This is a genomic window from Streptomyces sp. NPDC001351, from assembly GCF_042896045.1.
Taxonomy (GTDB): Bacteria; Actinomycetota; Actinomycetes; order Streptomycetales; family Streptomycetaceae; genus Streptomyces.
Map to the genome: position 1 here is coordinate 394,071 of NZ_JBIAWS010000004.1, position 21,994 is coordinate 416,064.

Sequence of the window (21,994 nt, forward strand, 5' to 3'; positions counted from 1 at the left end):
TCCCAACTGCCACGGATGGCGGGGAGTTGGGGACGCTGGAACACCGAAACGCGTTCTGACCAGGGGGAACGCAGTAGGTCTGGAACGCGGGACTGGGACACGAGGGGATGGGGAAACGGGTGCCAGGGGCAACAGGGGCCGAGGGAACGGAGGCGTTCGCGCAGCTGCTGCGGGACCTCAAGGACCGGTCGGGACTCAGCTACGGGACGCTCGCCAAGCGGCTGCACATGAGCACGTCGACGCTGCACCGCTACTGCAACGGCACCGCGGTGCCGGTCGAGTACGCACCGGTGGAGCGCCTCGCGAGGGTCTGCCGGGCAACCCCGCAGGAGCTGGTGGAGCTGCACCGGCGCTGGATCCTCGCGGACGCGGCACGAGGGAACCGGGCGGGACAGACCGCGGTGGATCCGGAGCGGCCGGCAACTGACACACAGGACACACAGGGCGTACAGAATATACGGGACATACAGGACAAGGCCGACGCCGAGCACGGTGAGCCGGTTGTGGTCGACGTGCCGCGCGAGCCCGCGTCGCCGCGTCCTCGCCGTCGCCGCCGTACCGCCCTGATCGCCGCCGTCGCGGTGGCCGCCGTGCTGGGAGCCGTCGCGCTCGCCCTGCCGTTCGGCGGCAAGCACGACACGGCGAGCGATCGGCCCGCCGGTGACAGCAGCCCGATCACGGGTACGGCGGACACCGCGAGCCCGTCCGGCTCCCCGTCCCCGAGCGCGACGGGACACAAGCCGTCCGCCTCGGCCTCCGCGAGCGCCACCGAGTCGCAGGGCACTGCGCAGGGCGGCGGGCAGGGCGGGGGCCGGCAGGCCGACGGCGGTGCCTCCACCGCCGTCCCAATCACCGTCGGCACCCGTCCCTACGTCTACGACTCCCCGTGCAGCCAGCACTTCCTCGTCGACAGCGAACCCGCGCAGGTCGGCCCGCCGGCGAGCGAGGACACCGCCACGCGCTGGGCCGCCGCGTACGGGGCGGTCTCCTCGGACGAACAGGAGGTCGCCCTCACCGTGCAGGGCACCGGCGCGGAGACCGTCGTCCTGGAGGCACTGCATGTGCGCGTCCTCAGCAAGGGCGCGCCGCTCGCCTGGAACGACTACTCGATGGGCGTCGGCTGCGGCGGTGGCGTCGAGACCAAGTCGTTCGACGTCGACCTCGACAACGGCAGCCCCACGGTCACCGTCAAGGGCGGGCAGCGCGACTTCCCGTACAAGGTCAGCGAGTCGGACCCGGAGGTCTTCTACGTCGTCGCCCACACCAAGGCCCACGACGCCCGCTGGGACCTCACCCTGGACTGGTCCAGCGGCGGCCGCCGCGGCACCGTCCACATCGACAACTCCGGCACCGCGTTCCGCACCAGCGCCGACGCGGGCCGCCCGGGCTACGACTACCCGCTGGGCGGCAGCGAGTGGATCAAACGGGAGAGCTGACCGTCAATCGGCAGAGTTGAAGCTCAATCAGGAAAGTTGCCGGTCAATCGGGAGGTAAAGGGTTCGGCATTGTCGATTCAACGGTCTTGAACAGTGCATGACTCATTCGATGAGATGCGCGAAGACCACTTCGGGCTCACCCCGTGAGACCGAGACCACTTCGCGAACCCATCGCGATCGCGAAGCCACTTCGTGATACTCCGAATCCAGGGGGATTCATGCACATAGCCCGTATCGGGCTGGGCGTCGCGGCTGCCACGTCCGTCGCCGCCCTCGCGGTCACCGCTCTGGGGACCGCCGCACCCGCCGCCGTACCGCACACCCTGGCGGTACCGGCCGTCGCCGGGCACACCCTGGTCCACAGCGTGAGCAGCCCGCTGACCAGCGAGCAGTGCCAGGCCAAGTGGCACATCAACTGCTACAACCCGCTGCAGTACCGCAAGGCGTACGACCTGAACGCCCTCTACCGCCAGGGCGTCACCGGCAAGGGCCGCACCATCGTCATCGTCGACTCGTACGGTTCGCCGACCGTCCAGCACGACCTCGACGTCTACAGCCACCAGTTCGGTCTGCCCAGCACCAAGGTGAAGGTGGTCAAGTGGGGGCACGTCCCCGCCTTCGACCCCAAGAACTCCGACATGACCGGCTGGGCCGGCGAGACCACCCTGGACGTTGAGCTGGCGCACGCGGTCGCACCCGCCGCCAAGATCGTCCTGGTGGAGACGGCGGTCTCCGAGACCGAGGGCACCACCGGTCTGCCGGAGATGATGGACGCCGAGAAGCACCTGATCGACCACGGTGTCGGCGACGTCATCAGCCAGAGCTTCGGCGCCACGGAGAACACCTTCCCCGGCTTCGACCACGGCAACTTCTCCAGCATCAAGAACCTGCGGTACGCCTTCCAGGACGCGAACCGCAAGAAGGTGACCGTGCTGGCGGCCTCCGGTGACGGCGGCGCGACCGACCTCAAGGCGGACGGGAAGACGTACTACAAGAAGCGCGTCAACTCCTGGCCCTCCTCGGACCCGCTGGTCACCTCGATCGGCGGCACCGAGCTGCACCTGAACGACGCGGGCGACCGCGTCACGCCGGACAGCGTCTACAACGCCTCCCAGCACGACTTCGGCGCCGGCGGTGGCGGCCAGTCCCACGTCTTCACCCGTCCGTCCTTCCAGGACGGCGTGAAGAGCGTCGTCGGCACCCGCCGCGGCACCCCGGACATCTCGATGGCCGCCGCGGTCAACGGCGGTGCCTGGATCTACTCCAGCTACGACCCGACCGCCGTCGGCTGGGACGTCACCGGCGGCACCAGCGAGGCCACCCCGATCTTCTCGGGCATCGTCGCGCTCGCCGACCAGGCCGCCGGCCACCGGGTGGGCAACATCCAGAAGGCGCTGTACAGCCTCTACGCCCACCACGCCAAGGCCAACGGCATCGTCGACGTCAACGACGGCACCGACAACAGCTACCAGGGCGTGACCGGCTACAAGGCCGTCAACGGCTACGACCTGGCGACCGGCGTCGGCACGGTGGACGCCCTCAAGTTCGTCCCGGCTCTCGCCAGGGCGAGCAGCCGCGGCTGACACCTCTGCATCTCTGACACGACACGGACGGCCCGGGTTCAGCACCCGGGCCGTCCGCGTGCCCGCCGCACTTCTGGCATCGCGCGGGCCGCTCGACTCCCGCAATTCCCATGCGTCGTCCTGCGCCACGCCGTACGATCCCTTCGCCGCTGCTACACCTACTCCTTCAACAACGGTGACCCCGACGTCACGGTCCCGGCGGGCGCCCACCACACCCAGCGCATCCACTGGACCCCGCCCTCGGACGGCTTCTACGACCTCACGGTCCACGCGACGACCCGCTCCGGCGCCCAACTGGCGCCCTACGACTACTACTTCACCGTGGACTGAAACCCACGCCCTCGCCTGCCGCGGCTCACGCCACCCCGAGAAAGTGCAGCACCGCGAGGACCCGGCGGTGGTCCGCGTCGGCCTTCGGCAGGTCGAGCTTGGCGAAGATGCTGTTGATATGCTTGGCCACCGCGCTCTCGCTGACCACGAGTTGTTCGGCGATGCCGGCGTTGGAGCGGCCGCCCGCCATCAGTTCCAGGACCTCGCGCTCCCGGGGCGTGAGGCGGTCCAGCGGGTCGCTGTGGCGGCGTACCAGCAGCTGGGAGACCACCTGCGGATCGAGGGCGGTGCCGCCCGCGGCCACCCGGCGCAGGGTGGCCGCGAACTCCTCGACGTCGGCGACGCGTTGCTTGAGCAGATAGCCGATGCCTGAGGTGTTGGCGGAGAGCAGATCGGTGGCGTACCGCTCCTCGACGTACTGGGACAGGAGCAGTACGGCGGTCTTCGGCCACTGGCGCTTGACGACCAGCGCGGCCCGTACGCCCTCGTCCGTGAAGCCGGGGGGCATGCGGACGTCCACCACCGCGATGTCCGGCCGGTGCTCCTCCACCGCAGCCAACAGCGCCTGGGCATCCCCCACTTCGGCGACCACCTCGAAACCCGCCATCTCCAGGACCCTGACCACGCCGATCCGGAGCAGTACGGAATCCTCGGCGATCACGGCACGCACGGCAGCTCCACGGTGATGACGGTCGGCCCCCCGGCGGGGCTGTCGACCGACAGCGTGCCATCGACCGAGGCGACCCGCTTGGCCAGCCCCGAAAGACCGGTCCCACCGCCGATTCGGGCCCCGCCCACACCGTCGTCCCGGATGACCACGAGCAGGCTCGCGCCGGCGCGCACCACCGTGACCTCCGCTTCGGACGCCTCCGCGTGCTTCACCACATTGGTGAGCGCTTCCGAGACGACGAAGTAGGCCACGGACTCGACCGTCGGGGACAGCCGCGCCGTCAGCTCCACCGTCACCCGGACCGGGACCGGCACCCTGGCTGCGAGGCCGGAGAGCGCGGCGTCGAGGCCGCGGTCCTCCAGGACGGCCGGATGCAGCCCCCGTACCAGACTGCTCAGTTCCTCGATCGCCTCCTTCGCCTCCCGGTGCGCCTCGTCGATCACGCGGCGGACGTCTTCCTCGGGCAGGTCGCCGAGGGTGGCCCTGGCGATCCCGAGGTTGACGGCAAGGGAGACCAGCCGCTGCTGGGCGCCGTCGTGCAGGTCTCGTTCGATGCGCCGCCGTTCGGCGTCGACGACGTCCACGAGACCCGCCCGGCTCTCGGTCAGCACCTCGACCCGGCGCGCCAGTTGCTCGGCCCGGCTGGGTCCGAGCAGCACGGTCGCGAGACGGGTGTCCAGCCGGGTGAGGGCGCCGGACAGCCAGGCCGCCAGGTGGAGCAGACCGATGCCGGCAGCCGTGAGGTAGGCCGCCCAGGTCGAGTACCCGAGGTGCTGCATGCGCCAGTCCGGCGGTACGACCCAGATCCACACGTAGACCGAGGTGGCGGCGAGCGCGACGGCCCAGGTCAGCAGGGTGAAGGCCGCCGCAAGGGCGAGGAGCGGGCCGGCCAGCAGGTGGTACCGGAACTGTCGCCGTCCGACCGGGGACCGCAGCCACTGGTGCGGCCGGGGCCGCCGCCCCCCGTGGGGAGAAGGGATGTCCACGCCGAGCCGGACCCGGAAGCGGGCGTGCTGCGCCTCGGTCAGCAGCGGCCCGGCGAGCAGCACGGCGGCGAGCGGCAGGAGCACCGCGAGGAGCAGTTGGCTCGCCGGGTCGAGGACCGGGAGGAGGAGCAGCCACGGCAGGGCCGTGACGAGCAGAACGCCGAACTGGATCAGCAGGCCCGTGGCGAGGAAGGCCACCGGGCGGCCGGCCCCTCGCAACGGCCGCAGGACGAGGCCCCGCAGACGGGTGACGATGCGCATTCACGGAACGCTACTGGCCAGGTCAGGGGCAGTCCATGGCGCAGGTGCCCGGCTGGGGGTGCAACTGGTGCCACCCCCGGAACGGACCGCTGCGTTACTGACTGTGACCGCCGTGTGGCGAAGGCTGGAGGTCATGGAGGAGAGCCGGAAACGCGAGGAGACCGAACCGATGAGCATGCTGATGGTCCGTCAGGAGCGCGGTGTCACCCTCCGTCCGGCCGTACCCGGCGCCCGCCGCTGGTACCACCGCTGCCGCACGGAACATGTCCTCGTCGGCTGCGGTGTTGCCCTGCTGCCCTGGCTGGTCGTGCTGGCGAAGGGCCTGCCCGCCACGACCACCGCCGCGCACTGGAACACCGCCTGGGTGGGCCTGGACTCCCTGGAGGCGACGGGCCTGATCGCCACGGGGCTGCTGGCCGCCCGCGGCCACCCGCTGCACGCGCTCACGGCCTCCGCCACCGCGACCCTGCTGGTGGCCGACGCCTGGTTCGACACGATGACGGCGGCTCCGGGCGGGGACCAGCTCTCGGCGCTGGCGATGGCGTTCGGCGCGGAGCTGCCGCTGGCGGCGTTGTGCGGGGCGCTGGCGGTGCGGGGGCTCGCCCGCCGCACCGCCTGACCGGTTCTACGGCCGTACCGACGCGCCGGCCGGACTCAGACCGTGGCCTCGCCGACGTCCCTACGCGAGACCGCCAGGTAGCCGACGAAGCCGAGGATGGCGACCGTCCAGGACAGGGTGACCGGACCAAGACCCAGGGCCAGTCCGCCCCGGTCGTGCCCCATGGCCATCCAGTCGGCGACGGAGGCCCCGAGCGGCCGGGTGATGACGTACGCCGACCAGAAGGCGGCCACCGCGTTCAGTCCGCTCCAGCGGTGCGCGACGGCCGGTACGGCGATGGCGGCGGCGTAGACGACGGCCGAACCGAGGTAGCCGAGGCCGATCGTGGCCGTGAGGTCGCCGGCGGCGGTGCCGAGGGCGAAGGTGGCGAGGACCGCCGCCCAGTAGAAGGCCTCGCGGCGCCGGGTGTGGATGCTGTGGATGGAGAGGGTGCCCTCGCTGCGGTACCAGAGGACGAAGACGGCGGCCAGCGCCACCATGAAGAACGGCGTCGAGATCAGATACGGCACCCCGAGGCCGACGTGCAGCACATCGGCGGCCATCGTGCCGAACACGCTGACCACCACGATCGCCGTCCAGTAGATCCAGGCGACGTACCGGCGAACGGCGAACTGCACCACCAGGGCGGCCACGAACGCGATGCCGCCGATGCCCACCGCGGGGATCGGGCCGAGCGCGTGCGCCAGCCAGTCGGAGGCCGTCTCGCCCATGCCGGTGGTCAGCACCTTGATGATCCAGAAGTAGACGGTCACCTCCGGCACCTTGCTCGCCGCATGCCGTACGCGACCCGTGTGCTGCCCGTGCCGCGAGGGCTGCACGGGCCGGTCGGAGGTGAGGTGATCTGTGGTCATGGCAGGCACGATGACATGACGAACGGCCGTCGCCACAGGCCCCTTTGCCAGAGTTTTGGCGCTTGTAGTCCACGAGTTGCCCGAGCCCCGTCCGAGCCTGAACGCAACCTGAACGGGAGGGCAGATGTGCTGGTCACGGACGTACGTCGGGTGGTACGTCCGCCAGTCCCGTCGCGCGGCCCTCCTCGTCCCACCGGACCACCAGGACACGCTCCACCGCCTCGCGGTCGAGGGGCCCGAACACATGCGGGAACAGGGTGCCCTCCGCCACTCCCGGCGGCGGCGCGGGATCCGCCGCCTCCCATACGCACCGCGCGCTCAGCCGGGCCTCGTCGAGCAGCAGCACGAGCAGCGGCCGGGGAGCGGTGCCGTAGAACGCGTTGACGACCTTGAGCGTGGTCGCCTCGTCCGGGGAGCAGTGGACGAAACCGTCCTCGGCCAGGGAGGCAGGGGCGTAGGGCCGGTCGGGACTCGCGTTCCACTCGGCGCTCGACACGACGTGATAGATCATGGCCGAGTTATACCCCAGCATCGAGCCCCCACCTGTGCTACGGTGCCAAATGGCAGTTTTGGTTACCAGAGACTTTTGAGTGCTCTTCGACCTTCCGTCGACGAGCACTCTTTTTTGTTGAGGGAGATTCCGTATGGCATCCGGCACCGTGAAGTGGTTCAACTCGGAAAAGGGATTCGGCTTCATCGAGCAGGACGGCGGCGGCGCCGACGTCTTCGCCCACTACTCGAACATCGCCACCCAGGGCTTCCGTGAGCTTCACGAGGGCCAGAAGGTGACCTTCGACGTCACGCAGGGCCAGAAGGGCCCGCAGGCCGAGAACATCCTTCCCGCCTGACGCTGACGCGTACGTACCACGTGGCTGGGGCCCGCACTCTTTGGGTGCGGGCCCCGGCTCGTTGCGTTTTCCCCGTACTCCGCTCCATTCTCCACCCCACCCTTCACTTCGAATTCTTCGTCCGTTCCTTCGGTTTCTTCGGCTACTTCTTGCGAATCCTCATACGGTCCGTCCGCTCGGAGGCATTCCTCGATACATGCCGCATCGAGGAGGCTTCCGCATGAACCGCACCGCTCGCACGAACACGCGCACGAACAAGAGACCTACCCGTTCCCGTACGGGCCGGGGCCGCCCCGCCGCGTCCGGCGGGGAGTTCGCACTGCCCGTCACCGTCACCCCGGCGCTGCCGCCCGTCGAGGACTTCGCCGAACTCGGCATGCCCGGACGCCTGTTGACGACGCTCGGCGCCGAGGGCGTGACCGCCCCGTTCCCGATCCAGGCCGCGACGCTGCCGAACTCCCTGGCGGGCCGGGACGTCCTGGGCCGCGGGCGCACCGGCTCGGGCAAGACGCTCGCCTTCGGTCTCGCCCTGCTGGCCAGGACCGCAGGGCAGCGGGCGGAGCCCCGGCAGCCGCTGGCCCTCGTCCTCGTCCCCACCAGGGAACTGGCGCAGCAGGTCACCGACGCGCTCACGCCGTACGCCCGGGCGCTGCGGCTGCGGCTCGCCACCGTGGTCGGCGGGCTGTCGATCGGCCGCCAGGCGGGCGCCCTGCGCTCCGGGGCCGAGGTCGTCGTGGCGACACCCGGCCGGCTCAAGGACCTCATAGACCGGGGCGACTGCCGTCTGGACCGGGTCGCCGTCACCGTTCTGGACGAGGCCGACCAGATGGCCGACATGGGCTTCATGCCGCAGGTGACCGCCCTCCTCGACCAGGTGCGCCCGGACGGTCAGCGGCTGCTGTTCTCGGCGACGCTGGACCGGAACGTGGACCGCCTCGTCCGGACGTACCTCCACGACCCGGTCGTGCACTCCGTGGACCCGTCCGCGGGCGCCGTCACCACGATGGACCATCACGTGCTGCACGTGGAGGACGAGGACAAGCACGCCACCACGACCGAGATCGCCGCCCGTGACGGGCGGGTGATCATGTTCCTCGACACCAAGCACGCCGCGGACCGGCTGGCCAAGAAGCTGCTGTCCGTCGGGGTGCGGGCTGCGGCACTGCACGGCGGCAAGTCGCAGAACCAGCGCACCCGTACCCTCGCCCAGTTCAAGGACGGCCAGGTCAGCGTGCTGGTGGCCACGAACGTGGCGGCCCGCGGCATCCACGTCGACCATCTCGACCTCGTCGTCAACGTCGACCCGCCCGGCGACCACAAGGACTATCTGCACCGGGGCGGCCGTACGGCACGCGCCGGCGAGTCCGGCACCGTCGTCACGCTGGTGCTGCCCCACCAGCGCCGCGAGGTGTCCCGTCTGATGGCCGACGCCGGCATCACCCCGCGGACCACCCGGGTCCGCTCCGGCGAGGCGGAACTGAGCCGTATCACCGGCGCCCAGGCCCCCTCGGGCGTGCCGGTCGTCCTCACTCCGCCGGCCGCTCCCGAGAGCCGCCCGGCGGGTACGGGTTCCGCCCCGCGGGCCCGGCGCGGCCGCCCGGCCCAGCAGGGCCGCCGCCGGTCCCCGGCCAGGGGCGGCAACGGGGCCAAGGGCGGCAACGGGAACGGCCGCTGAGACACGCGCCCGGGACGCTCATGCGTCCCGGGCGGTGCGGAGGGCTACTTCAGGCCGATGGCCGCACAGTCCGCCGCGTACTTCGCGGTGCAGATGTCCTTGACGGTGTAGACGCCGTCCTTGATCACCGTGGACTTGATGTTGTTCTTCGTGAGGGCGACCACGGGGACCAGCATCGCCGGGATCGCCTTCTGGGTGGGGCTGTCGACCGAGTCCTGGGTCAGCGCGTCGAACTCGAGGCTCTTGCCCTGCACCTTGTCCACCGCCATCTCCGCGGCGCCGGTCGCCTCCAGCAGGAACGACTTGTACACGGTCATCGTCTGCTCGCCCGCGACGATCCGCTGCACCGCGTCCAGGTTGGCGTCCTGCCCGGTGACCAGCGGCATCTTGGTGGCGCCCGCCGACTTCAGCGCGTCGATGACGCCGCCCGCCAGGCCGTCGCTGGCCGAGTAGACGGCGGCTATGTTGCCGAGCCCCACGGACTGGAGGGCCTTCTTCGTGTTCGCCTTGGCGACCGAGGGCAGCCACTTGTCCGTGTCGTACGACTTGACGATGTCCACCCGGCCCTTCAGCTCGCTGAGCGCGCCCTCCTTGACGAGGGCCGTGTTCGGGTCGCCGGGGTCGCCGTTCATCATGACGACCTTGCTGGTGGCGGCCTTCTCACCGAGCGCGTCGGTGATGGCGCGGCCCTGCACCTGGCCGACGAGCTCGTTGTCGTGCGAGACATACGCGTCGATCGGCCCCTGGGCGAGCCGGTCGTAGGCGATCACGGGTATCCCGGCGTCCTTGGCCTTCTGCACAGCCGGCGCGATGGCCTTGGCATCCACGGCGTCCACCAGGATGACGTCGACCTTGGCGTCGATCATCTCCCCGAACTGCGTACTCTGCTTGCCCACGCTCGCACCGGCGTTGGCGTAACGGACCTTGCCCTTGCCGTGCGTGAGGGAGGCGACCCGCTCCTTGATCAGGGGGTAGTCGAACTTCTCGAACCGCGCGGTGTCCGTGTCGGGCAGCAACAGCCCCACCGTGATGTCGTCGCCCTTCTTGGGACTCGCGGAACTGCTGCTCCCGCTGACGCTGTCGATGACACTGCACGAGGAGAGGAGGAGCGCCGAGGCGGCGGCGAGCACGGGGACGACGGCGAAACGACGCACGCCGGTTCTGTGGGGGGTGTGAACCATCACTTGCAGGTGCCTTCCGGGCAGTGGAGGAGCGGACCACCGGGTGAGCAAGAAGCCAACGGGTCCGTGGAGACCACGTCAAGACATCCGGTTGTCATCCCTTCAACTTCCTACGGAATCTCCTCATCCAGGTTCGGATCCGGCCGACTTCGCGTCACGGTACGGGCCCTTGCATCAGACACGGCCCATGGCGTCCGGGTCGTTCGTGCAGTGGAGCGTTCCACCCGGACGCCATGGCTGAGGGGGCCGTTCGACCTAGATCGTCGGGTACTCGAGGACGTTGCCGTTCGGGCAGGTGTTGGAGTGGATGGGAACGAAGTCGGTCAGGATCGGCAGCACCGACACCTCTGCCCCTTCCAGCCCGCAGACGGAACCCGGCGCGAAGGTCCAGTGGGGGGCCGGCTTGTTGTCCGCGTGAGCGGGAACTGCCATGGCGACAGCGGCCACGGCCAGCGTGGCGGTCATGATGATCTTTCGCATGTCCGCTCCAACGACCATGACAATCACCGGACACGGCTCACCATGGGCATGTCCCCCACGTGCCCCAACCAGCGAGCACCAACGGGGAACAGCGCCTTCAGCCGGCCAGAGTGCCTTGGTGGAAATACATGCGCCACCCCGTCTCCGTCTGGCGCCACAAGGAGCTCCGCCACGCCCGGCGGCCCTGGTTGTCGGCGAAGTACGTCAAGTGCACGATCCCCGGAGCCAGGACGGTCCCTGACATCTTGCTGACCTTGACCGGCGCATCGGGGGACACCGTCCCCGCACTTGTCACGGTGAGGATCGACTTCGCGTCCCACCAGCGGCCAGACGCTCCGATCTCTGTGAACTCCGGATCCAGAAGCTCCGAGACGAGCGCCGCGGAAGCACGCACCTCAGGGTCGAGAAGCCGCAACTCCCCGGCAATGGCCGCTTGGACTGCGCGCTCGTTCTCGTCCGCCATGCACGCATCCTACGAAGGGCCCTGCGGCCCTTGCGGCCCCCGCGGCCCCTCGGGTCAGGTAACCGTAAAGAACCTTGACAGACAATTGGTCTAGTCCAAATATGGTCGTCTGTTCGCCCCCACACGTCTTCCCTCCTCCTCTTCCTCTCCGTCATCCCCTGGGAGCGTCAATGAGACGACCGCGTCCTGCTCTTCGTGCGTTGCTGTCCTGCATCACCGTGACCGGCCTGTCGGCCGGTCTCGTCGCGCTCGGGGGAGGTGGGGCGTTCGCGGCGGATGCCGCCCCCTCGCGGCCCGTCTCGCCCATGCCCGCCCACGTCACCGCGCCGTACTTCGAGGCGTGGACCGGGGAGAGCCCGGCCCAACTCGCCGCCGCCTCCGGCAACAAGTACCTGACCATGGCCTTCCTGCAGACGGACGCCGCCGGTTCGTGCACCGCCTACTGGAACGGCGACACCACCCAGCCCGTCTCGAAGGGGACCTTCGGCGCCGACATCGCAGCCATCCAGGCCCGCGGCGGCAACGTCGTCCCGTCCTTCGGCGGCTACGGCGCCGACACCACCGGCACCGAACTGGCCGACAGCTGCACCAGCGTCGACGCCATCGCCAAGGTCTACGAGAGCCTGGTGACCACGTACGGGGTCGAGCGGATCGATCTCGACGTCGAGGCCGACTCCATCAACAACGCCGCCGGGATCGACCGCCGCAACAAGGCCATCGCCCAGGTGCAGCGGTGGGCCGAACGCAACGGGCGGCGCGTGCAGTTCTCGTACACCCTGCCCACGACCACCACCGGCCTCGCGCCGAACGGCGTGGCCCTGCTCAAGAACGCCGTCGACAACCACGCGCGCGTGGACGTCGTCAACATCATGACGTTCGACTACTGGGACGGCTCCACCCATGACATGGCAGCCGACACCGAGACCGCCGGTGCCGGGCTCGTCGGACAACTCGCCGCGCTCTACCCCAAGAAGAGCCAGGCCAAGCTCTGGCACATGGTCGGTGTGACCGAGATGCCCGGCATCGACGACTTCGGGCCGCAGGAGACCTTCACCACCCAGGACGCGGCGAAGGTCGAGCAGTGGGCCGAGGCCAAGGGCATCAACACCCTTTCCTTCTGGGCGCTGCAGCGCGACAACGGCGGCTGCGTGGGCACGGCCGGCTCCAACTCCTGCTCCGGGATCGCGCAGGACACCTGGCACTTCAGCCACACCTTCGAGCCGTTCACGCGCCGATAGGCCCACCAGGCCACCATCACCTGCAAAAGCCGCAAGAACGACGGAAGCATCCTCGGCCTCCCGGTGACTGTGATCAGTGCCACGGACTCGCACCTCACCGGGAAGTTCCGGCGCTGACCTGGTCGTTCGACCGCGGTGTGCGAGACGTGCAGAGAATCCGCGCAGGAGAAGCACACAGACCTCACACAGTCTTTCGAAACCCTCGTTACCGTTGCAGCCCGTTCGAACCCCCATGCATCTTTGGTGCATCTCCCCGTGCGAAGGGTCAGGAAGACAGCGGATGGACTACTGCTCCTCATGCCGCCGGCACCTCAACGGCGCCCTGGTGTGCCCCGGTTGCGGTGCCTACGCCCCCGACATCGCACCGGTGACCTCCCACGGCCGCGCCGTCCCGGCACCCGCCGCGACGGCGATGTGGCCGGAGGCGGAAGAGCCCCCGGGGACCGACGCATACGGTGACGCGGAGACTGGCACCGAGGCCGCGATCCCCCTGTCGGAGGGGCGGGCCGCCCGGCGCAGGCAGCGCGCCCGCTGGAAGAAGAACCAGCGCAAGGCCGTGGTCGCCACCGCCGTGGCACTCGTCGGCGGCGGCCTGACCGTGGCCTCGATGGACCACGGTTCCGGCCACCGCTCCGAGGCGGCGACGGCGACGGACCTCTCCAGCATGGGCTCCGAGAACGGGACCGCGGACCAGAACGCCCAGCTCCCGCCGGCCGGCACGGGCAAGCACCGCAAGCCCGACGCCACACCCGACCGCTCCGCCACGAGCGGCAAGGCTCAGCAGCGTCCCGGGCTCACCGCGTCCCACACCGATTCGGCGCGGACGCAGCCGTACACCACGGCCGCGCACTCGACGCCGGCGACGAAGCCCGCGCAGCAGGGTTCCGTGCCCACCGTGAAGACCCCCTCCGTCGACACGACGCCCGTCACCGGCGGCACGACGACGACCCAGACCCCCTCCGCGAAGCCCACGGGCAGCACGGGTTCGGGCACCTCGAGCACATCGGGGTCCTCCGGGACGTCGGGGTCCTCCAGCACTTCGGGAACGTCCCAGTCGGACAACACGTCCTCGGCGACGTCCCCGTCGGGGATCTGCGTGCTCGGTCTGCTGTGCGTCAGCTGACCTGAGCTTCACTCGCACCGTGACCCTGGCCGTGACCGGCCAGGGTCGACTGGTTTCCGACGGCCTTCGTTCTACGGCCGGTTCAGATGCCGCTCCTGTACGGCGGTGACGGCGCGGACGACGAAGATGCCGGCCACGGCCGCGCCGACGACCGCCGCGTCGGACGCCAGGAGCTGCCACACATGCGTGTAGGCGCGGGCGATGATCTCGTCGGTGTCGTCGCCGGCGATGAGGCCGACTCCGCTGAGCATGCCGATCAGCCACAGGCCCCACCACACGTTCAGGGAGCGCGGCAGCCGCTCGCCGGGGGCGCTGGCGCGGTAGGCGTCCGCGATGATGCCGCGGGGGAACCACAGGTTGACGACGGGCACCACCCAGCCGAGGTACACCCACAGCCCGGAGTAGCGCGGCCTGGCCCCGGAGAGGTCGCGCGCGTTGTCCCGGATGCGGCCCATCCACACGATGAACGCGATCGCGCAGACCGCCGCCGCGAAGCCCGACACCGTGGTGACGAGGTGGTACGAGTTCTCCAGCGAGGTCAGCGGACGGTGCACCCCGTCGCCCTGGTCCGGCGGCCCGGAAGCCGGCTCCCCCGCCATCGCGAGCCGGATGTGCCATACGCCCCGCGCCGCCCACCCGAGCCCGGCGAGGGCGAGGGCGGTCATCGTGGCGATGCCTGCTGCCCGGACCGGTTGCAGGGCGGGGACGGGAGCAGCGGTGGGGGATGCTATGTGGTCGTTCACCGGGGCATCCTCGCCGAGAACGAGCGACGACCGCTACGCCGACATGCCTGGGGACGGGCTTTCACTCGTCCTTCACTTGAACCCCGTTGCTGCCTGCGACGTATGAGTCGCTGTGGGTGGTGCCGCGCCCATGGACCGCGACCCGGCCGAAAGGAAGGGCCGAACGATTTTATTGGAATCGATCCATCCCGACAGCAGGAGTACTGGTGCGGACGGTACGGGGGACGTGAACGCAGGCAGCCATGTGCCGGGGCTCGACGGGCTCCGTGGTCTGGCCGCGCTGTATGTGGTGCTTTTTCACTGCTGGTTACTGGCGTTCCCCGGGTTTCCCAGGAACTCGGGTCCGTCCTGGCTGGGCTGGCTGATGTACGGGCGGCTCGCCGTCGTCTTCTTTCTTGTGCTGTCCGGGTTCTCGCTGGCGCTTTCGCCCGCGCGCAACGGCTGGCGTCAAGGTGGGGTGGTCCGGTTTCTGCGGCGGCGGGCCTGGCGGATCCTTCCGCCGTACTGGGCGGCGCTCGTACTGAGCGTGGCGGTTGCCCACTTTGTGGTGCGGGCCTCCCATCACGGGCCGCCGAATTACCGGACGGTCGCCGTGTACGGCCTGGTGCTCCAGGACATGTTCACGGCTCGTACGCCGAACGGTGCGTTCTGGTCGATCGCCGTGGAGGCGGAGCTCTATCTCCTCTTCCCGGTGCTGCTCTTTCTCCGGCGGAGGCTGGGGGCGTCGGTCCTGGTCAGCGGGGTGACACTGCTGGTGGTCGCGCGTGGCCTGCTCGCGGGAAACGCGTCTCCTGTCGAAGGCGACAACTGGCTGGCCCCGAATCTCGTGCCGGTGTTCGTCGCCGGTCTGGTCGGTGCGGGAGTCATCGTTGCGCGCGACAAGGTCCGGCGGATGCCCTGGCATTGGCTCGCCGCTCTGGCGATGGTTCCGGTGCTGTCACTCATCGCCGTCAAGGGATCGGCCTGGACGGTGCATCACTACTTCTGGATGGATCTCGCGGTCGCTCCCGCCATGGTGATGTTCCTTGCGGGGATCGCCACCGGGCGGCCTGCCTTTCTGCTGCGGCTTCTTGCCACTCGGCCCATGCGCGGTCTCGGCAACTTCTCGTACAGCCTCTATCTCATCCATCTGCCGATCGTGATGATCGTGGTGCGGAAAATCGCCCCGGACCATGTGTCGGCGGGGCTGCCCACGTTCTGTTTCACGGTGGTGGTGGGGCTGCCTGCCTCGGTTCTGTCGGCATGGCTGTTCTCAGAGATCTTTGAGATGCCCTTCAAGCGGAAACGGAACAGGCGGGCCGAGCGATCTGTGTGCCTCACTCGTCCTCCGGCGGCTCCCCTTCCAGGAGGCGTTCCGCGATGTCGTCGGCCCATACCTGGGCCCACCGGCGGATTTCCGCGATCGCACCCGCGTCGAGTCCATAGGCGGCGAACTCCCTGTCGTCCATCAAGTCGGCACCGGACAGACGCGCCTGAAGGTCGGTGAGGTCGAAGGTGTCCCGGGCGTGGCGGCGGCCGAGTTCCTCGAGTTCGGGGTGGGTCCAGCGGTCGGCGGCGGCCCGGACGTCGATGAGGTCGCGGGGGAGGCCACGGTCGGCCAGGGCCCAGACCCTGGTGCCGACGACGTCCTCCAGGGAGAGGGCCGGGCCGTACTCGGTCTGTACCGGCGGCCGCCACATGACTTCCTTGAGGACGTCCACCTCGCACGCGTCGCCGCTGTCCGGGTCGGTGACGATCAGCTGTGCGAAGAGAGGGTCCGTCTCCAGCACCCTCACCTGCCAGCCCCGTTCCTCAAGCCCCGTCCGCACGGCGGCACCGATCTGCGCCATGTCCTCGGGGTTCTCGGTGGCGACGTCGAGGTCCCGGCTGAGGTGCTCGACCAGGCCGTGCGCCTGCGCGGCGCAGTCGCCCGTGAGGACGAGCGGGTAGACACTGCCCACGGCAAGCACGTCGGTCAGGATGCGACGCTGCAGGTCGGTCAGTGCGGCCATGCCCGGATTATGGCTCGCGGGAGCCGAGCCGAGGCGCGATCAACAGCAGGACCGGGCAGCGTGTTGTGGGGCGAACGCCGAGAGCGCCGGGTGATGGCGTTCGCCACCGACCCGGCGCTCCCCACGCATCCGTCGGCTAGTTGCTGAAGTACAGGTACTTCCAGTCGCTGTACGTGTTCGAGTTGACGTTGTCGCCCGACGAGTTGTTGATGTAGGCCGCGCGGACGCGGGCCTTGATGCCGGACTCGCCCGGGGCACCGAGGCTCACCGCGGACTTGCCGTTCGAACCGAGGGCGAAGTACTGGGGGCTGTCCTCGGTCGCGTACCACTTGCCGTTGTAGTAGACCTCGAGCTCGAGGCGCTGCTTGCGGCCCGGGTAGTACGTCATGGTCGTCGTGACGACCGGCGAGGTGCTCTTGTGGAACCAGTAGTACGTCTGCGAGCCGATCGCGGCCTTCTTGTAGTTCTTGGTGACGGCCGTGGAGACCTTCACCCGGGCGAAGCCCGTGGACTTGACCGTCCTGGGCGCGTACCGGGCGTCGCCCTTGAAGACCGCCGTGACGTCGGTGTCGCGGGTCATGTCGACGATCGCGGAGATGTTGCCGCCGGCGTCGACCGTGCCGGTCTTCAGCAGCTTGTTGGGCTTGTCGCCGCCGTAGGGGTTGGCCCAGATCTCCACCGTGCGGTTCTTGTACGTCGTCCCGAGGTGCGCGGTGAACTTCACGTCGGTGCCGTACGAGTACACCTTGCCGTTGTTGTTCAGGCTCAGCGAGGTCGCGTTGCGGGAGACGGCGACCTTGTCGCTCGCGGTGACCGCCGAGTGGTCGGCGTCGCCCGCGTACGTCGCCTTGTAGGTGACGGTGCCACCGGCCGGCGGGGTGTCGTTGAAGGAGTACGTGCCGTCCGCCTTGACCGTGACGGCGGGCAGCGCCTTGCCGTTCGGGGAGTCCAGGTCGGTACGGGTGACCTTCAGCTGCGCACCGGCCGGCAACGCGACCGACGCCGAGAGCTTGCCGGTGACGGTGAGCTGCCTGGCGCGGGTCGCCGTCGAGGGCGCGTTGAGCGTGAGGGTCGGGTTGTTCAGCGTCGGGTCGCCGAGGACCCTGAGGTCGTAGCCGCCGCTGTCGGTGTCCGTGCCCACGAGCGCGAAGACCTTGGTGAGGTCCGGGGCCCAGGTGAGGGCGGCCGCGTGGGACGTGCCGAGGTCGTACGAGTGCAGCGGCAGCGTGGCGTTCGGCTTGTACGTGAGGACCTTGCTGCCGCTTGCCTGGGCGAGCACGCCGTTCGGGGCGACGTCGGCGAGCCGGCCGTCCGGGTAGGAGCCGGCCGCCTTGAACTTGCCGTCCGCGTAGGCGTCCCGGTCCTTGCCGTTGACGAGCACCTGCGTGCCGCCGGGGACCAGGTCGATGTCCCCGATGCCGTTGTTCAGCGTGTAGTCGCCGTTGTGGTACGCGACCAGTGCGGGCTTGCCGCTCGACACGTCGAGCACGGCCATCGAGTCCGTGGACAGGCCGGTCTCGCCGACGGCGAGGATGCCCGGCTGGCTCGGGTCGGTGTCCAGCAGGCCCTGGCCCCAGATGCCGGAACCGGTGCCCTCGGTCGGGAACTGCGTCAGCGTCACCGGGTCGGAGCCGCTCGCCGGGTCCACCGTCGGGTCGACCGAGCCGAGGTCGCCGTCCCACTGGTCGCCGTACGTGAACCACACCTTGCCGCCGCTGAAGGCGACGTGGCGCGGACCGTAGTTGGTGGAGACCGTGTAGCGCGTCTTGACGTCGAGGGAGGCCGCGTCGATGGCCCAGATCTCGTGGATCTGCGGAGCGGCCGCGTAGACGGTGGCCCCGTCGTCCGACACCGCGAGGTCGCTGACGCCGGTCACTCCGCCCACCGAACCGAGGACGGCACCGGAGTAGTCGGTGACCGCGACGGTCCCGGCGGAGCTGTCACCGACGAACACCCGCTTGAGCGCGCCGTCCGCGACGATGCCGCCGAGCGAGGTGACATGGGCCGTTGCCGCCGAGGCGGTGCCCGCCGCGACGACGCTCAGCGCCGCCGAGCTGAAGAGGACCGCAAGCGCTGTCGCGGTCGAGATGCTGCGCGTACGCACAGTGTTGTAACCCCCACAAGAAACCCGGTGTGTCACCGGGGAGACGAGTGCGCCGCGCAGCACCCGGACATGACCGCTCTACGGCGGTGACGCGCGGGGCGCGGCTGCCGGGAGCAGCGTATGGCATGTCTGTGACAGTTGTGGAGGGGGTTTCCGGTGTGCGGACGTCCGGTGCAGGGCCCTGTTCTCGGCCTTATCCGACCTCGTCGACCCCGCCGAGCTCGTCCGTATCGTCGGCGTCGTCGCGCGCCAGCACCGTGACACGGTGGAAGTTGCACACGGCCGGCGCCGGGTGCCCCGGGTGCGCGGAATGGGCCTTGAGGGCGACGCTGACCAGGCTGAGCAGCAGGTCGACGTCGGCCTCGCAGTCGAGATGGACGGTGACCCAGCGGGAGCCCGGCACCAGACGGATGGCGGTCGACTCCGCGAAGTCGTAGTGGAGCCGCTGGATCGCGGGGGTGGTGAGATGCAGGTCGACGTCCCGCTCGGAGTGGAAGTGCACGATCTCGTCACGTACGGAACGCAGCGCCCGGCCCGTGCCGCAGCCGGCCTCGCACGGGCTGAGGTCGGGCCACGCGGCCAGCTGGTCCATGGCTCTCTGCGCCGGTGTCATGCGCCCATGGTGCGGCGCTCACCGCACGGACACCAGGGCTTGAGCGATCCGTAACCCGCAGGAGACGTAGTTCACTGCGGCCCCTTCTCCCACACAGGCTCCGGCGGCAGACCGCGCTCCGCGCGGGCCCGGTCGGTCAGCTCCTGGAGGAGGACCGTCTTCGCACGCGAGTAGTCCCGGGCCGGGGTGCCGGCAGCCACGAGGGCCCGTTTGAGTTCGGCGTAGCGGGCCGCCTCCTCGGGGTGGGCGCGCAGATGGTCCCGCAGGATGCGCTGGTTGCGGGTGGGCCAGCTGTCCTGCGTCACCACGTGCAGGATGTGGCTGCGGACGCCGGCCTCGGCGCGGACGTACAGGAGCCGGTCGGTCATTCCGTTGTCGTGGGGGAGGAAGCCGAGCGCGGCGAGCGCCGGCTCATGGGGGCCGACGTCGGTGAGGGCCGGTACGGCCCCCATGAGGTCGATGACGGGCTTGGCCGCGAGGCCCGGGACGGCGGTGGAGCCGATGTGCTCCAGCGCGACGAACAGGCCGGGGGCCGCCGCGCGCAGGGCGTCCGCGGCGTCGGATGCCCTGCGGGGCCAGCCGGGGTCGTAGTCGACCACGCGCACGACGTGCACCTACACACACCCTCGAAAGGGGCCGCGACCTGCGAAAATACCGAAAAGTCCCCAATCGCTCCCGTTCGGCGATAATGAGGGCATGAGTACTGCGACGTTTGTTGTTGCGGCCACGTCGAGTGAGGTACTCAACGTGATCGCCGCCTTTGTCGGTGGCCTGATCATCGCTGGCGCACTGATCTGGGCCGTGCAGTTCGGCATGAAGGTCCGGGACCGCGAACTTCCGCGGCCCAACCCGGACGAGCAGCCCCACCTCCCCGACGGCGGCCCCGTCTGGGAGACGCGCGAGATGCGGGAACCCGACGAGGTGCCGCACGCCGAGGGCAAGGAACGGCTCATGCCCTACGAGCTCCACCCATCCGGAACGAGGACAGGGAAGGACCAACACCGCCGGCGCTGGCTGCCCGGCTCCAGCGGCTCCTTCGGCAGCGGCGGCGTGGGGCGCGTCTGAGGCCCCGTACTACGCCATCCAGAAGAACACCGCCGTCATGCGCTTCTCCTCCAGGGTGCTGCCGGAGTAGCCCGTCGCGCTGTGCACCAGGTTGGCGTTGTAGAGCAGCAGACGGTTGTACTTGTGCGGGACCCGTACGTCCTCCTCGAAGTGGTCCCCCGGGACGAACCGCGTACCGAGGGCCTCGACGAGGTTGTTGTGCGGGGCCTGCACGACGTTGCCGCCGAGCCGGCCGCCGGGCAGGGACTGCCGGTAGAAGGCGGTCCCGCAGTCCTTGGGGACGCCGGGGTTGAGGTACAGCACCGCCGCATAGCGGCACAGCGCACGGGAGTCGGTGTGCGGGCGCGGCTCGCTCTCGCCCTCGCCGACGACCTGGATGCAGTTGTGGTTGAGGGTGCCGCCGCCGGGAGCCTCCTGCACCCAGAGTTCCTTGGCGCCGGTCGACTTCTTCACCAGGCGCTCGACGCGGGCGAGTTCGGCGGGCTCCAGGCCCGGCATGGTGCGCAGGCCCGGCCAGGTCTCCGAGGTGTACGGGTATCCCTTGACCCAGTCGTCCTTCGCGAGGCAGCGCTCCCGTACGGCGTCCACGTCGGGCAGGACGTCATCGATGACCCAGTAGTCGCGGCCCTTCGTGGGCTTGCGGTACGGGAGGACGGGAAGGGCTGTCGGGGCTTTCCGGGGCTGTGGGGGCATGGGGCGAATTTAGGTCCGGTGTTTGCCTGGTCTCTCCCGTGAATTGGTCAACATTCCGTCAACCGGCCGGGCCCCACCGGCCGTTACCTGACTCACACCCGCCGTTTTTTACCAAACCAAAAGGTTCCGCACCGGAACCTCATCCGTACTCCCCTCCGTCGACCCCCCCGCCGTCCGCCGGCGGGACCCCCCGACCGGGCAGGAGGCACGGTGCGCTTTTCGCGGAATGCGACGGGAACTCTCTTCGTGGGCGGGGCTCTGAGCTTGACCCTGGCCGCGCTCGCCTATCCCGCGATGCTCGGAGTCAACACCGTGTCGAGCGACGGATCGAGAGTCATCGCTCAGACACAGTGGGGGCCGCTGACGGAGGCCGACCGGGACTTCGTGGTCAAGGTGCGCGCGGCCGGTCTGTGGGAGTACCCCGTGGGCCAGATGGGCCTGAAGAAGGGGCAGAGCAAGGCGGTCATCACCGCGAGCAAGCACCTCATCGACGGACACGCCGCGCTGGACGCCAGCTGCCGCAAGATCAGCACGATGCTGAACATCACGATCCCCAACGTGGCCAGCCCCCAGCAGGTCGGCTTCATCAACACGCTCGCCGCGGACCAGGGCAAGCAGTTCGACACGGACTTCGCCAACATCCTGCGCGTGACGCACGGTTCGATCTTCAACACGATCGCGAAGATCCGCTCGACGACCAAGAACACGGTGGTACGCGTGCTGGCCGACCAGGCCAACGCGACGGTCCTGGACCACATCACGGTCATGGAGCAGACCGGTCTGGTCAACTTCGACCAGGTCCTCTTCCAGGAGACGACCCCGCCGAAGCTGCCGGCCAGCGATCTGACCCCGCCGCCCCCGGTCGCGGGCCAGCCGGAGGTCGTCCTCACCCCGCCGGTGGACAGCACCACCCAGCCGCCGATTCTGCCCGGCGAGTCCTCGACCGGCCAGAACGCCGCCCCGAGCCCGACCGTGAGGTGAGTACCGGGCGGCTCCGGGGTACTGGAGCCGCCCCTTCCGTCTGTGGCGAAATTGTAATGG

General features: G+C 69.6%; 22 protein-coding genes and 1 pseudogene. 10 read left to right on the forward strand and 13 right to left on the reverse strand.

The annotated features are described in order from the left end of the window. Positions 1 to 119: 119 nt before the first annotated feature. Positions 120 to 1,436, forward strand: a complete 1,317-nt coding sequence (locus tag ACFY1U_RS16735; RefSeq protein WP_390694857.1) for a helix-turn-helix domain-containing protein — start codon at positions 120 to 122, stop codon at positions 1,434 to 1,436. 218 nt (positions 1,437 to 1,654) lie between these two features. Then, the gene (locus ACFY1U_RS16740) at positions 1,655 to 3,019 is read left to right on the forward strand and encodes a S8 family serine peptidase (RefSeq protein ID WP_390694858.1); all 1,365 of its coding nucleotides are present in this window, start codon (positions 1,655 to 1,657) and stop codon (positions 3,017 to 3,019) included. A 355-nt stretch (positions 3,020 to 3,374) separates the two neighbouring features. Here ACFY1U_RS16740 and ACFY1U_RS16745 read toward each other — a convergent pair whose 3' ends face one another. Together ACFY1U_RS16745 and ACFY1U_RS16750 are read right to left on the reverse strand one after the other, a co-directional pair. Next, positions 3,375 to 4,019, reverse strand: a complete 645-nt coding sequence (locus tag ACFY1U_RS16745; RefSeq protein ID WP_390694859.1) for a response regulator — start codon at positions 4,017 to 4,019, stop codon at positions 3,375 to 3,377. Then, positions 4,007 to 5,266 carry a histidine kinase gene (locus ACFY1U_RS16750; RefSeq protein ID WP_390694860.1) on the reverse strand — a complete coding sequence of 420 codons (1,260 nt, stop codon included), beginning with the start codon at positions 5,264 to 5,266 and terminating at the stop codon, positions 4,007 to 4,009. Before ACFY1U_RS16750 ends, ACFY1U_RS16745 begins: the two co-directional genes overlap by 13 nt. 133 nt (positions 5,267 to 5,399) lie before the next feature. Here ACFY1U_RS16750 and ACFY1U_RS16755 point away from each other — a divergent pair, with 133 nt between their 5' ends. Beyond that, positions 5,400 to 5,885 (forward strand): hypothetical protein, encoded by a 486-nt coding sequence (locus ACFY1U_RS16755; protein WP_390694861.1) that lies wholly within the window; start codon positions 5,400 to 5,402, stop codon positions 5,883 to 5,885. A 35-nt stretch (positions 5,886 to 5,920) separates the two neighbouring features. Here the strand turns inward: ACFY1U_RS16755 and ACFY1U_RS16760 are convergent, their stop codons facing one another. Beyond that, a complete protein-coding gene (locus tag ACFY1U_RS16760) occupies positions 5,921 to 6,736 on the reverse strand; it encodes a hypothetical protein (RefSeq protein ID WP_390694862.1) in 816 nt (271 codons plus the stop codon). Positions 6,737 to 6,869: 133 nt separating this feature from the next. Then, on the reverse strand, positions 6,870 to 7,247 hold the full coding sequence (locus ACFY1U_RS16765; protein WP_390694863.1) for a DUF952 domain-containing protein: 378 nt from the start codon (positions 7,245 to 7,247) through the stop codon (positions 6,870 to 6,872). Between the two features lie 133 nt (positions 7,248 to 7,380). On the opposite strand from ACFY1U_RS16765, the gene ACFY1U_RS16770 reads away from it, so the two are divergent. Further along, complete coding sequence (locus ACFY1U_RS16770) at positions 7,381 to 7,584, forward strand: cold-shock protein (protein ID WP_351473368.1); 204 nt, start codon at positions 7,381 to 7,383, stop codon at positions 7,582 to 7,584. A gap of 220 nt (positions 7,585 to 7,804) precedes the next feature. Next, complete coding sequence (locus ACFY1U_RS16775; RefSeq protein WP_390694864.1) at positions 7,805 to 9,259, forward strand: DEAD/DEAH box helicase; 1,455 nt, start codon at positions 7,805 to 7,807, stop codon at positions 9,257 to 9,259. A 44-nt stretch (positions 9,260 to 9,303) separates the two neighbouring features. On the opposite strand, the gene ACFY1U_RS16780 is transcribed toward ACFY1U_RS16775, so the two are convergent. From ACFY1U_RS16780 to ACFY1U_RS16790, 3 genes are all read right to left on the reverse strand, one after another. Then, the gene (locus ACFY1U_RS16780) at positions 9,304 to 10,440 is read right to left on the reverse strand and encodes a sugar ABC transporter substrate-binding protein (RefSeq protein WP_390694865.1); all 1,137 of its coding nucleotides are present in this window, start codon (positions 10,438 to 10,440) and stop codon (positions 9,304 to 9,306) included. Positions 10,441 to 10,695: 255 nt separating this feature from the next. Continuing rightward, entirely contained in the window at positions 10,696 to 10,920 is a 225-nt protein-coding gene (locus ACFY1U_RS16785; RefSeq protein ID WP_390694866.1) for a hypothetical protein, read from the reverse strand. Positions 10,921 to 11,017: 97 nt separating this feature from the next. Beyond that, positions 11,018 to 11,383, reverse strand: a complete 366-nt coding sequence (locus ACFY1U_RS16790) for a DUF4440 domain-containing protein (RefSeq protein WP_390694867.1) — start codon at positions 11,381 to 11,383, stop codon at positions 11,018 to 11,020. A 170-nt stretch (positions 11,384 to 11,553) separates the two neighbouring features. Between ACFY1U_RS16790 and ACFY1U_RS16795 the strand changes: the two genes are divergently transcribed. Together ACFY1U_RS16795 and ACFY1U_RS16800 are read left to right on the forward strand one after the other, a co-directional pair. Next, entirely contained in the window at positions 11,554 to 12,621 is a 1,068-nt protein-coding gene (locus ACFY1U_RS16795) for a chitinase (protein WP_390694868.1), read from the forward strand. A gap of 280 nt (positions 12,622 to 12,901) precedes the next feature. Continuing rightward, positions 12,902 to 13,744, forward strand: a complete 843-nt coding sequence (locus ACFY1U_RS16800; RefSeq protein ID WP_390694869.1) for a hypothetical protein — start codon at positions 12,902 to 12,904, stop codon at positions 13,742 to 13,744. A 71-nt stretch (positions 13,745 to 13,815) separates the two neighbouring features. Here the strand turns inward: ACFY1U_RS16800 and ACFY1U_RS16805 are convergent, their stop codons facing one another. Beyond that, complete coding sequence (locus tag ACFY1U_RS16805) at positions 13,816 to 14,487, reverse strand: DUF4328 domain-containing protein (protein WP_390694870.1); 672 nt, start codon at positions 14,485 to 14,487, stop codon at positions 13,816 to 13,818. A gap of 130 nt (positions 14,488 to 14,617) precedes the next feature. Here ACFY1U_RS16805 and ACFY1U_RS16810 point away from each other — a divergent pair. Further along, positions 14,618 to 15,718: pseudogene (locus ACFY1U_RS16810) on the forward strand (acyltransferase family protein); the annotation flags it as partial. Positions 15,719 to 15,803: 85 nt separating this feature from the next. On the opposite strand, the gene ACFY1U_RS16815 reads toward ACFY1U_RS16810, so the two are convergent. The 4 genes from ACFY1U_RS16815 to ACFY1U_RS16830 all read right to left on the reverse strand — a co-directional run bounded on the left by ACFY1U_RS16815 (position 15,804) and on the right by ACFY1U_RS16830 (position 19,809). Continuing rightward, positions 15,804 to 16,478, reverse strand: coding sequence for a nucleotidyl transferase AbiEii/AbiGii toxin family protein (locus tag ACFY1U_RS16815; protein ID WP_390694871.1), 675 nt, complete (start codon positions 16,476 to 16,478; stop codon positions 15,804 to 15,806). A 136-nt stretch (positions 16,479 to 16,614) separates the two neighbouring features. Beyond that, positions 16,615 to 18,582, reverse strand: a complete 1,968-nt coding sequence (locus tag ACFY1U_RS16820; protein ID WP_390694872.1) for a YncE family protein — start codon at positions 18,580 to 18,582, stop codon at positions 16,615 to 16,617. Positions 18,583 to 18,775: 193 nt separating this feature from the next. After that, positions 18,776 to 19,195, reverse strand: a complete 420-nt coding sequence (locus tag ACFY1U_RS16825) for a luciferase family protein (RefSeq protein WP_390694873.1) — start codon at positions 19,193 to 19,195, stop codon at positions 18,776 to 18,778. A 71-nt stretch (positions 19,196 to 19,266) separates the two neighbouring features. After that, positions 19,267 to 19,809: a GrpB family protein gene (locus tag ACFY1U_RS16830; protein ID WP_390694874.1), complete on the reverse strand. Its 543-nt coding sequence runs from the start codon at positions 19,807 to 19,809 to the stop codon at positions 19,267 to 19,269. A gap of 82 nt (positions 19,810 to 19,891) precedes the next feature. Here ACFY1U_RS16830 and ACFY1U_RS16835 point away from each other — a divergent pair, with 82 nt between their 5' ends. Beyond that, entirely contained in the window at positions 19,892 to 20,260 is a 369-nt protein-coding gene (locus tag ACFY1U_RS16835; protein WP_390694875.1) for a DUF6479 family protein, read from the forward strand. A 9-nt stretch (positions 20,261 to 20,269) separates the two neighbouring features. On the opposite strand, the gene ACFY1U_RS16840 is transcribed toward ACFY1U_RS16835, so the two are convergent. Next, entirely contained in the window at positions 20,270 to 20,953 is a 684-nt protein-coding gene (locus tag ACFY1U_RS16840; protein ID WP_390694876.1) for a DUF6445 family protein, read from the reverse strand. Between the two features lie 246 nt (positions 20,954 to 21,199). On the opposite strand from ACFY1U_RS16840, the gene ACFY1U_RS16845 reads away from it, so the two are divergent. Then, positions 21,200 to 21,934: a DUF4142 domain-containing protein gene (locus ACFY1U_RS16845; protein ID WP_390694877.1), complete on the forward strand. Its 735-nt coding sequence runs from the start codon at positions 21,200 to 21,202 to the stop codon at positions 21,932 to 21,934. Positions 21,935 to 21,994: the final 60 nt, after the last annotated feature.

What these genes read in the sequence shown, in the direction of transcription:
- ACFY1U_RS16740 (WP_390694858.1), top strand. Translation starts at nt 1,655, where the DNA reads ATGCACATAGCCCGTATCGGGCTGGGCGTCGCGGCTGCCACGTCCGTC.
- ACFY1U_RS16750 (WP_390694860.1), bottom strand. Translation starts at nt 5,266, where the DNA reads ATGCGCATCGTCACCCGTCTGCGGGGCCTCGTCCTGCGGCCGTTGCGA.
- ACFY1U_RS16755 (WP_390694861.1), top strand. Translation starts at nt 5,400, where the DNA reads ATGGAGGAGAGCCGGAAACGCGAGGAGACCGAACCGATGAGCATGCTG.
- ACFY1U_RS16760 (WP_390694862.1), bottom strand. Translation starts at nt 6,736, where the DNA reads ATGACCACAGATCACCTCACCTCCGACCGGCCCGTGCAGCCCTCGCGG.
- ACFY1U_RS16765 (WP_390694863.1), bottom strand. Translation starts at nt 7,247, where the DNA reads ATGATCTATCACGTCGTGTCGAGCGCCGAGTGGAACGCGAGTCCCGAC.
- ACFY1U_RS16770 (WP_351473368.1), top strand. Translation starts at nt 7,381, where the DNA reads ATGGCATCCGGCACCGTGAAGTGGTTCAACTCGGAAAAGGGATTCGGC.
- ACFY1U_RS16775 (WP_390694864.1), top strand. Translation starts at nt 7,805, where the DNA reads ATGAACCGCACCGCTCGCACGAACACGCGCACGAACAAGAGACCTACC.
- ACFY1U_RS16780 (WP_390694865.1), bottom strand. Translation starts at nt 10,440, where the DNA reads ATGGTTCACACCCCCCACAGAACCGGCGTGCGTCGTTTCGCCGTCGTC.
- ACFY1U_RS16785 (WP_390694866.1), bottom strand. Translation starts at nt 10,920, where the DNA reads ATGCGAAAGATCATCATGACCGCCACGCTGGCCGTGGCCGCTGTCGCC.
- ACFY1U_RS16790 (WP_390694867.1), bottom strand. Translation starts at nt 11,383, where the DNA reads ATGGCGGACGAGAACGAGCGCGCAGTCCAAGCGGCCATTGCCGGGGAG.
- ACFY1U_RS16795 (WP_390694868.1), top strand. Translation starts at nt 11,554, where the DNA reads ATGAGACGACCGCGTCCTGCTCTTCGTGCGTTGCTGTCCTGCATCACC.
- ACFY1U_RS16800 (WP_390694869.1), top strand. Translation starts at nt 12,902, where the DNA reads ATGGACTACTGCTCCTCATGCCGCCGGCACCTCAACGGCGCCCTGGTG.
- ACFY1U_RS16815 (WP_390694871.1), bottom strand. Translation starts at nt 16,478, where the DNA reads ATGGCCGCACTGACCGACCTGCAGCGTCGCATCCTGACCGACGTGCTT.
- ACFY1U_RS16825 (WP_390694873.1), bottom strand. Translation starts at nt 19,195, where the DNA reads ATGACACCGGCGCAGAGAGCCATGGACCAGCTGGCCGCGTGGCCCGAC.
- ACFY1U_RS16835 (WP_390694875.1), top strand. Translation starts at nt 19,892, where the DNA reads ATGAGTACTGCGACGTTTGTTGTTGCGGCCACGTCGAGTGAGGTACTC.
- ACFY1U_RS16840 (WP_390694876.1), bottom strand. Translation starts at nt 20,953, where the DNA reads ATGCCCCCACAGCCCCGGAAAGCCCCGACAGCCCTTCCCGTCCTCCCG.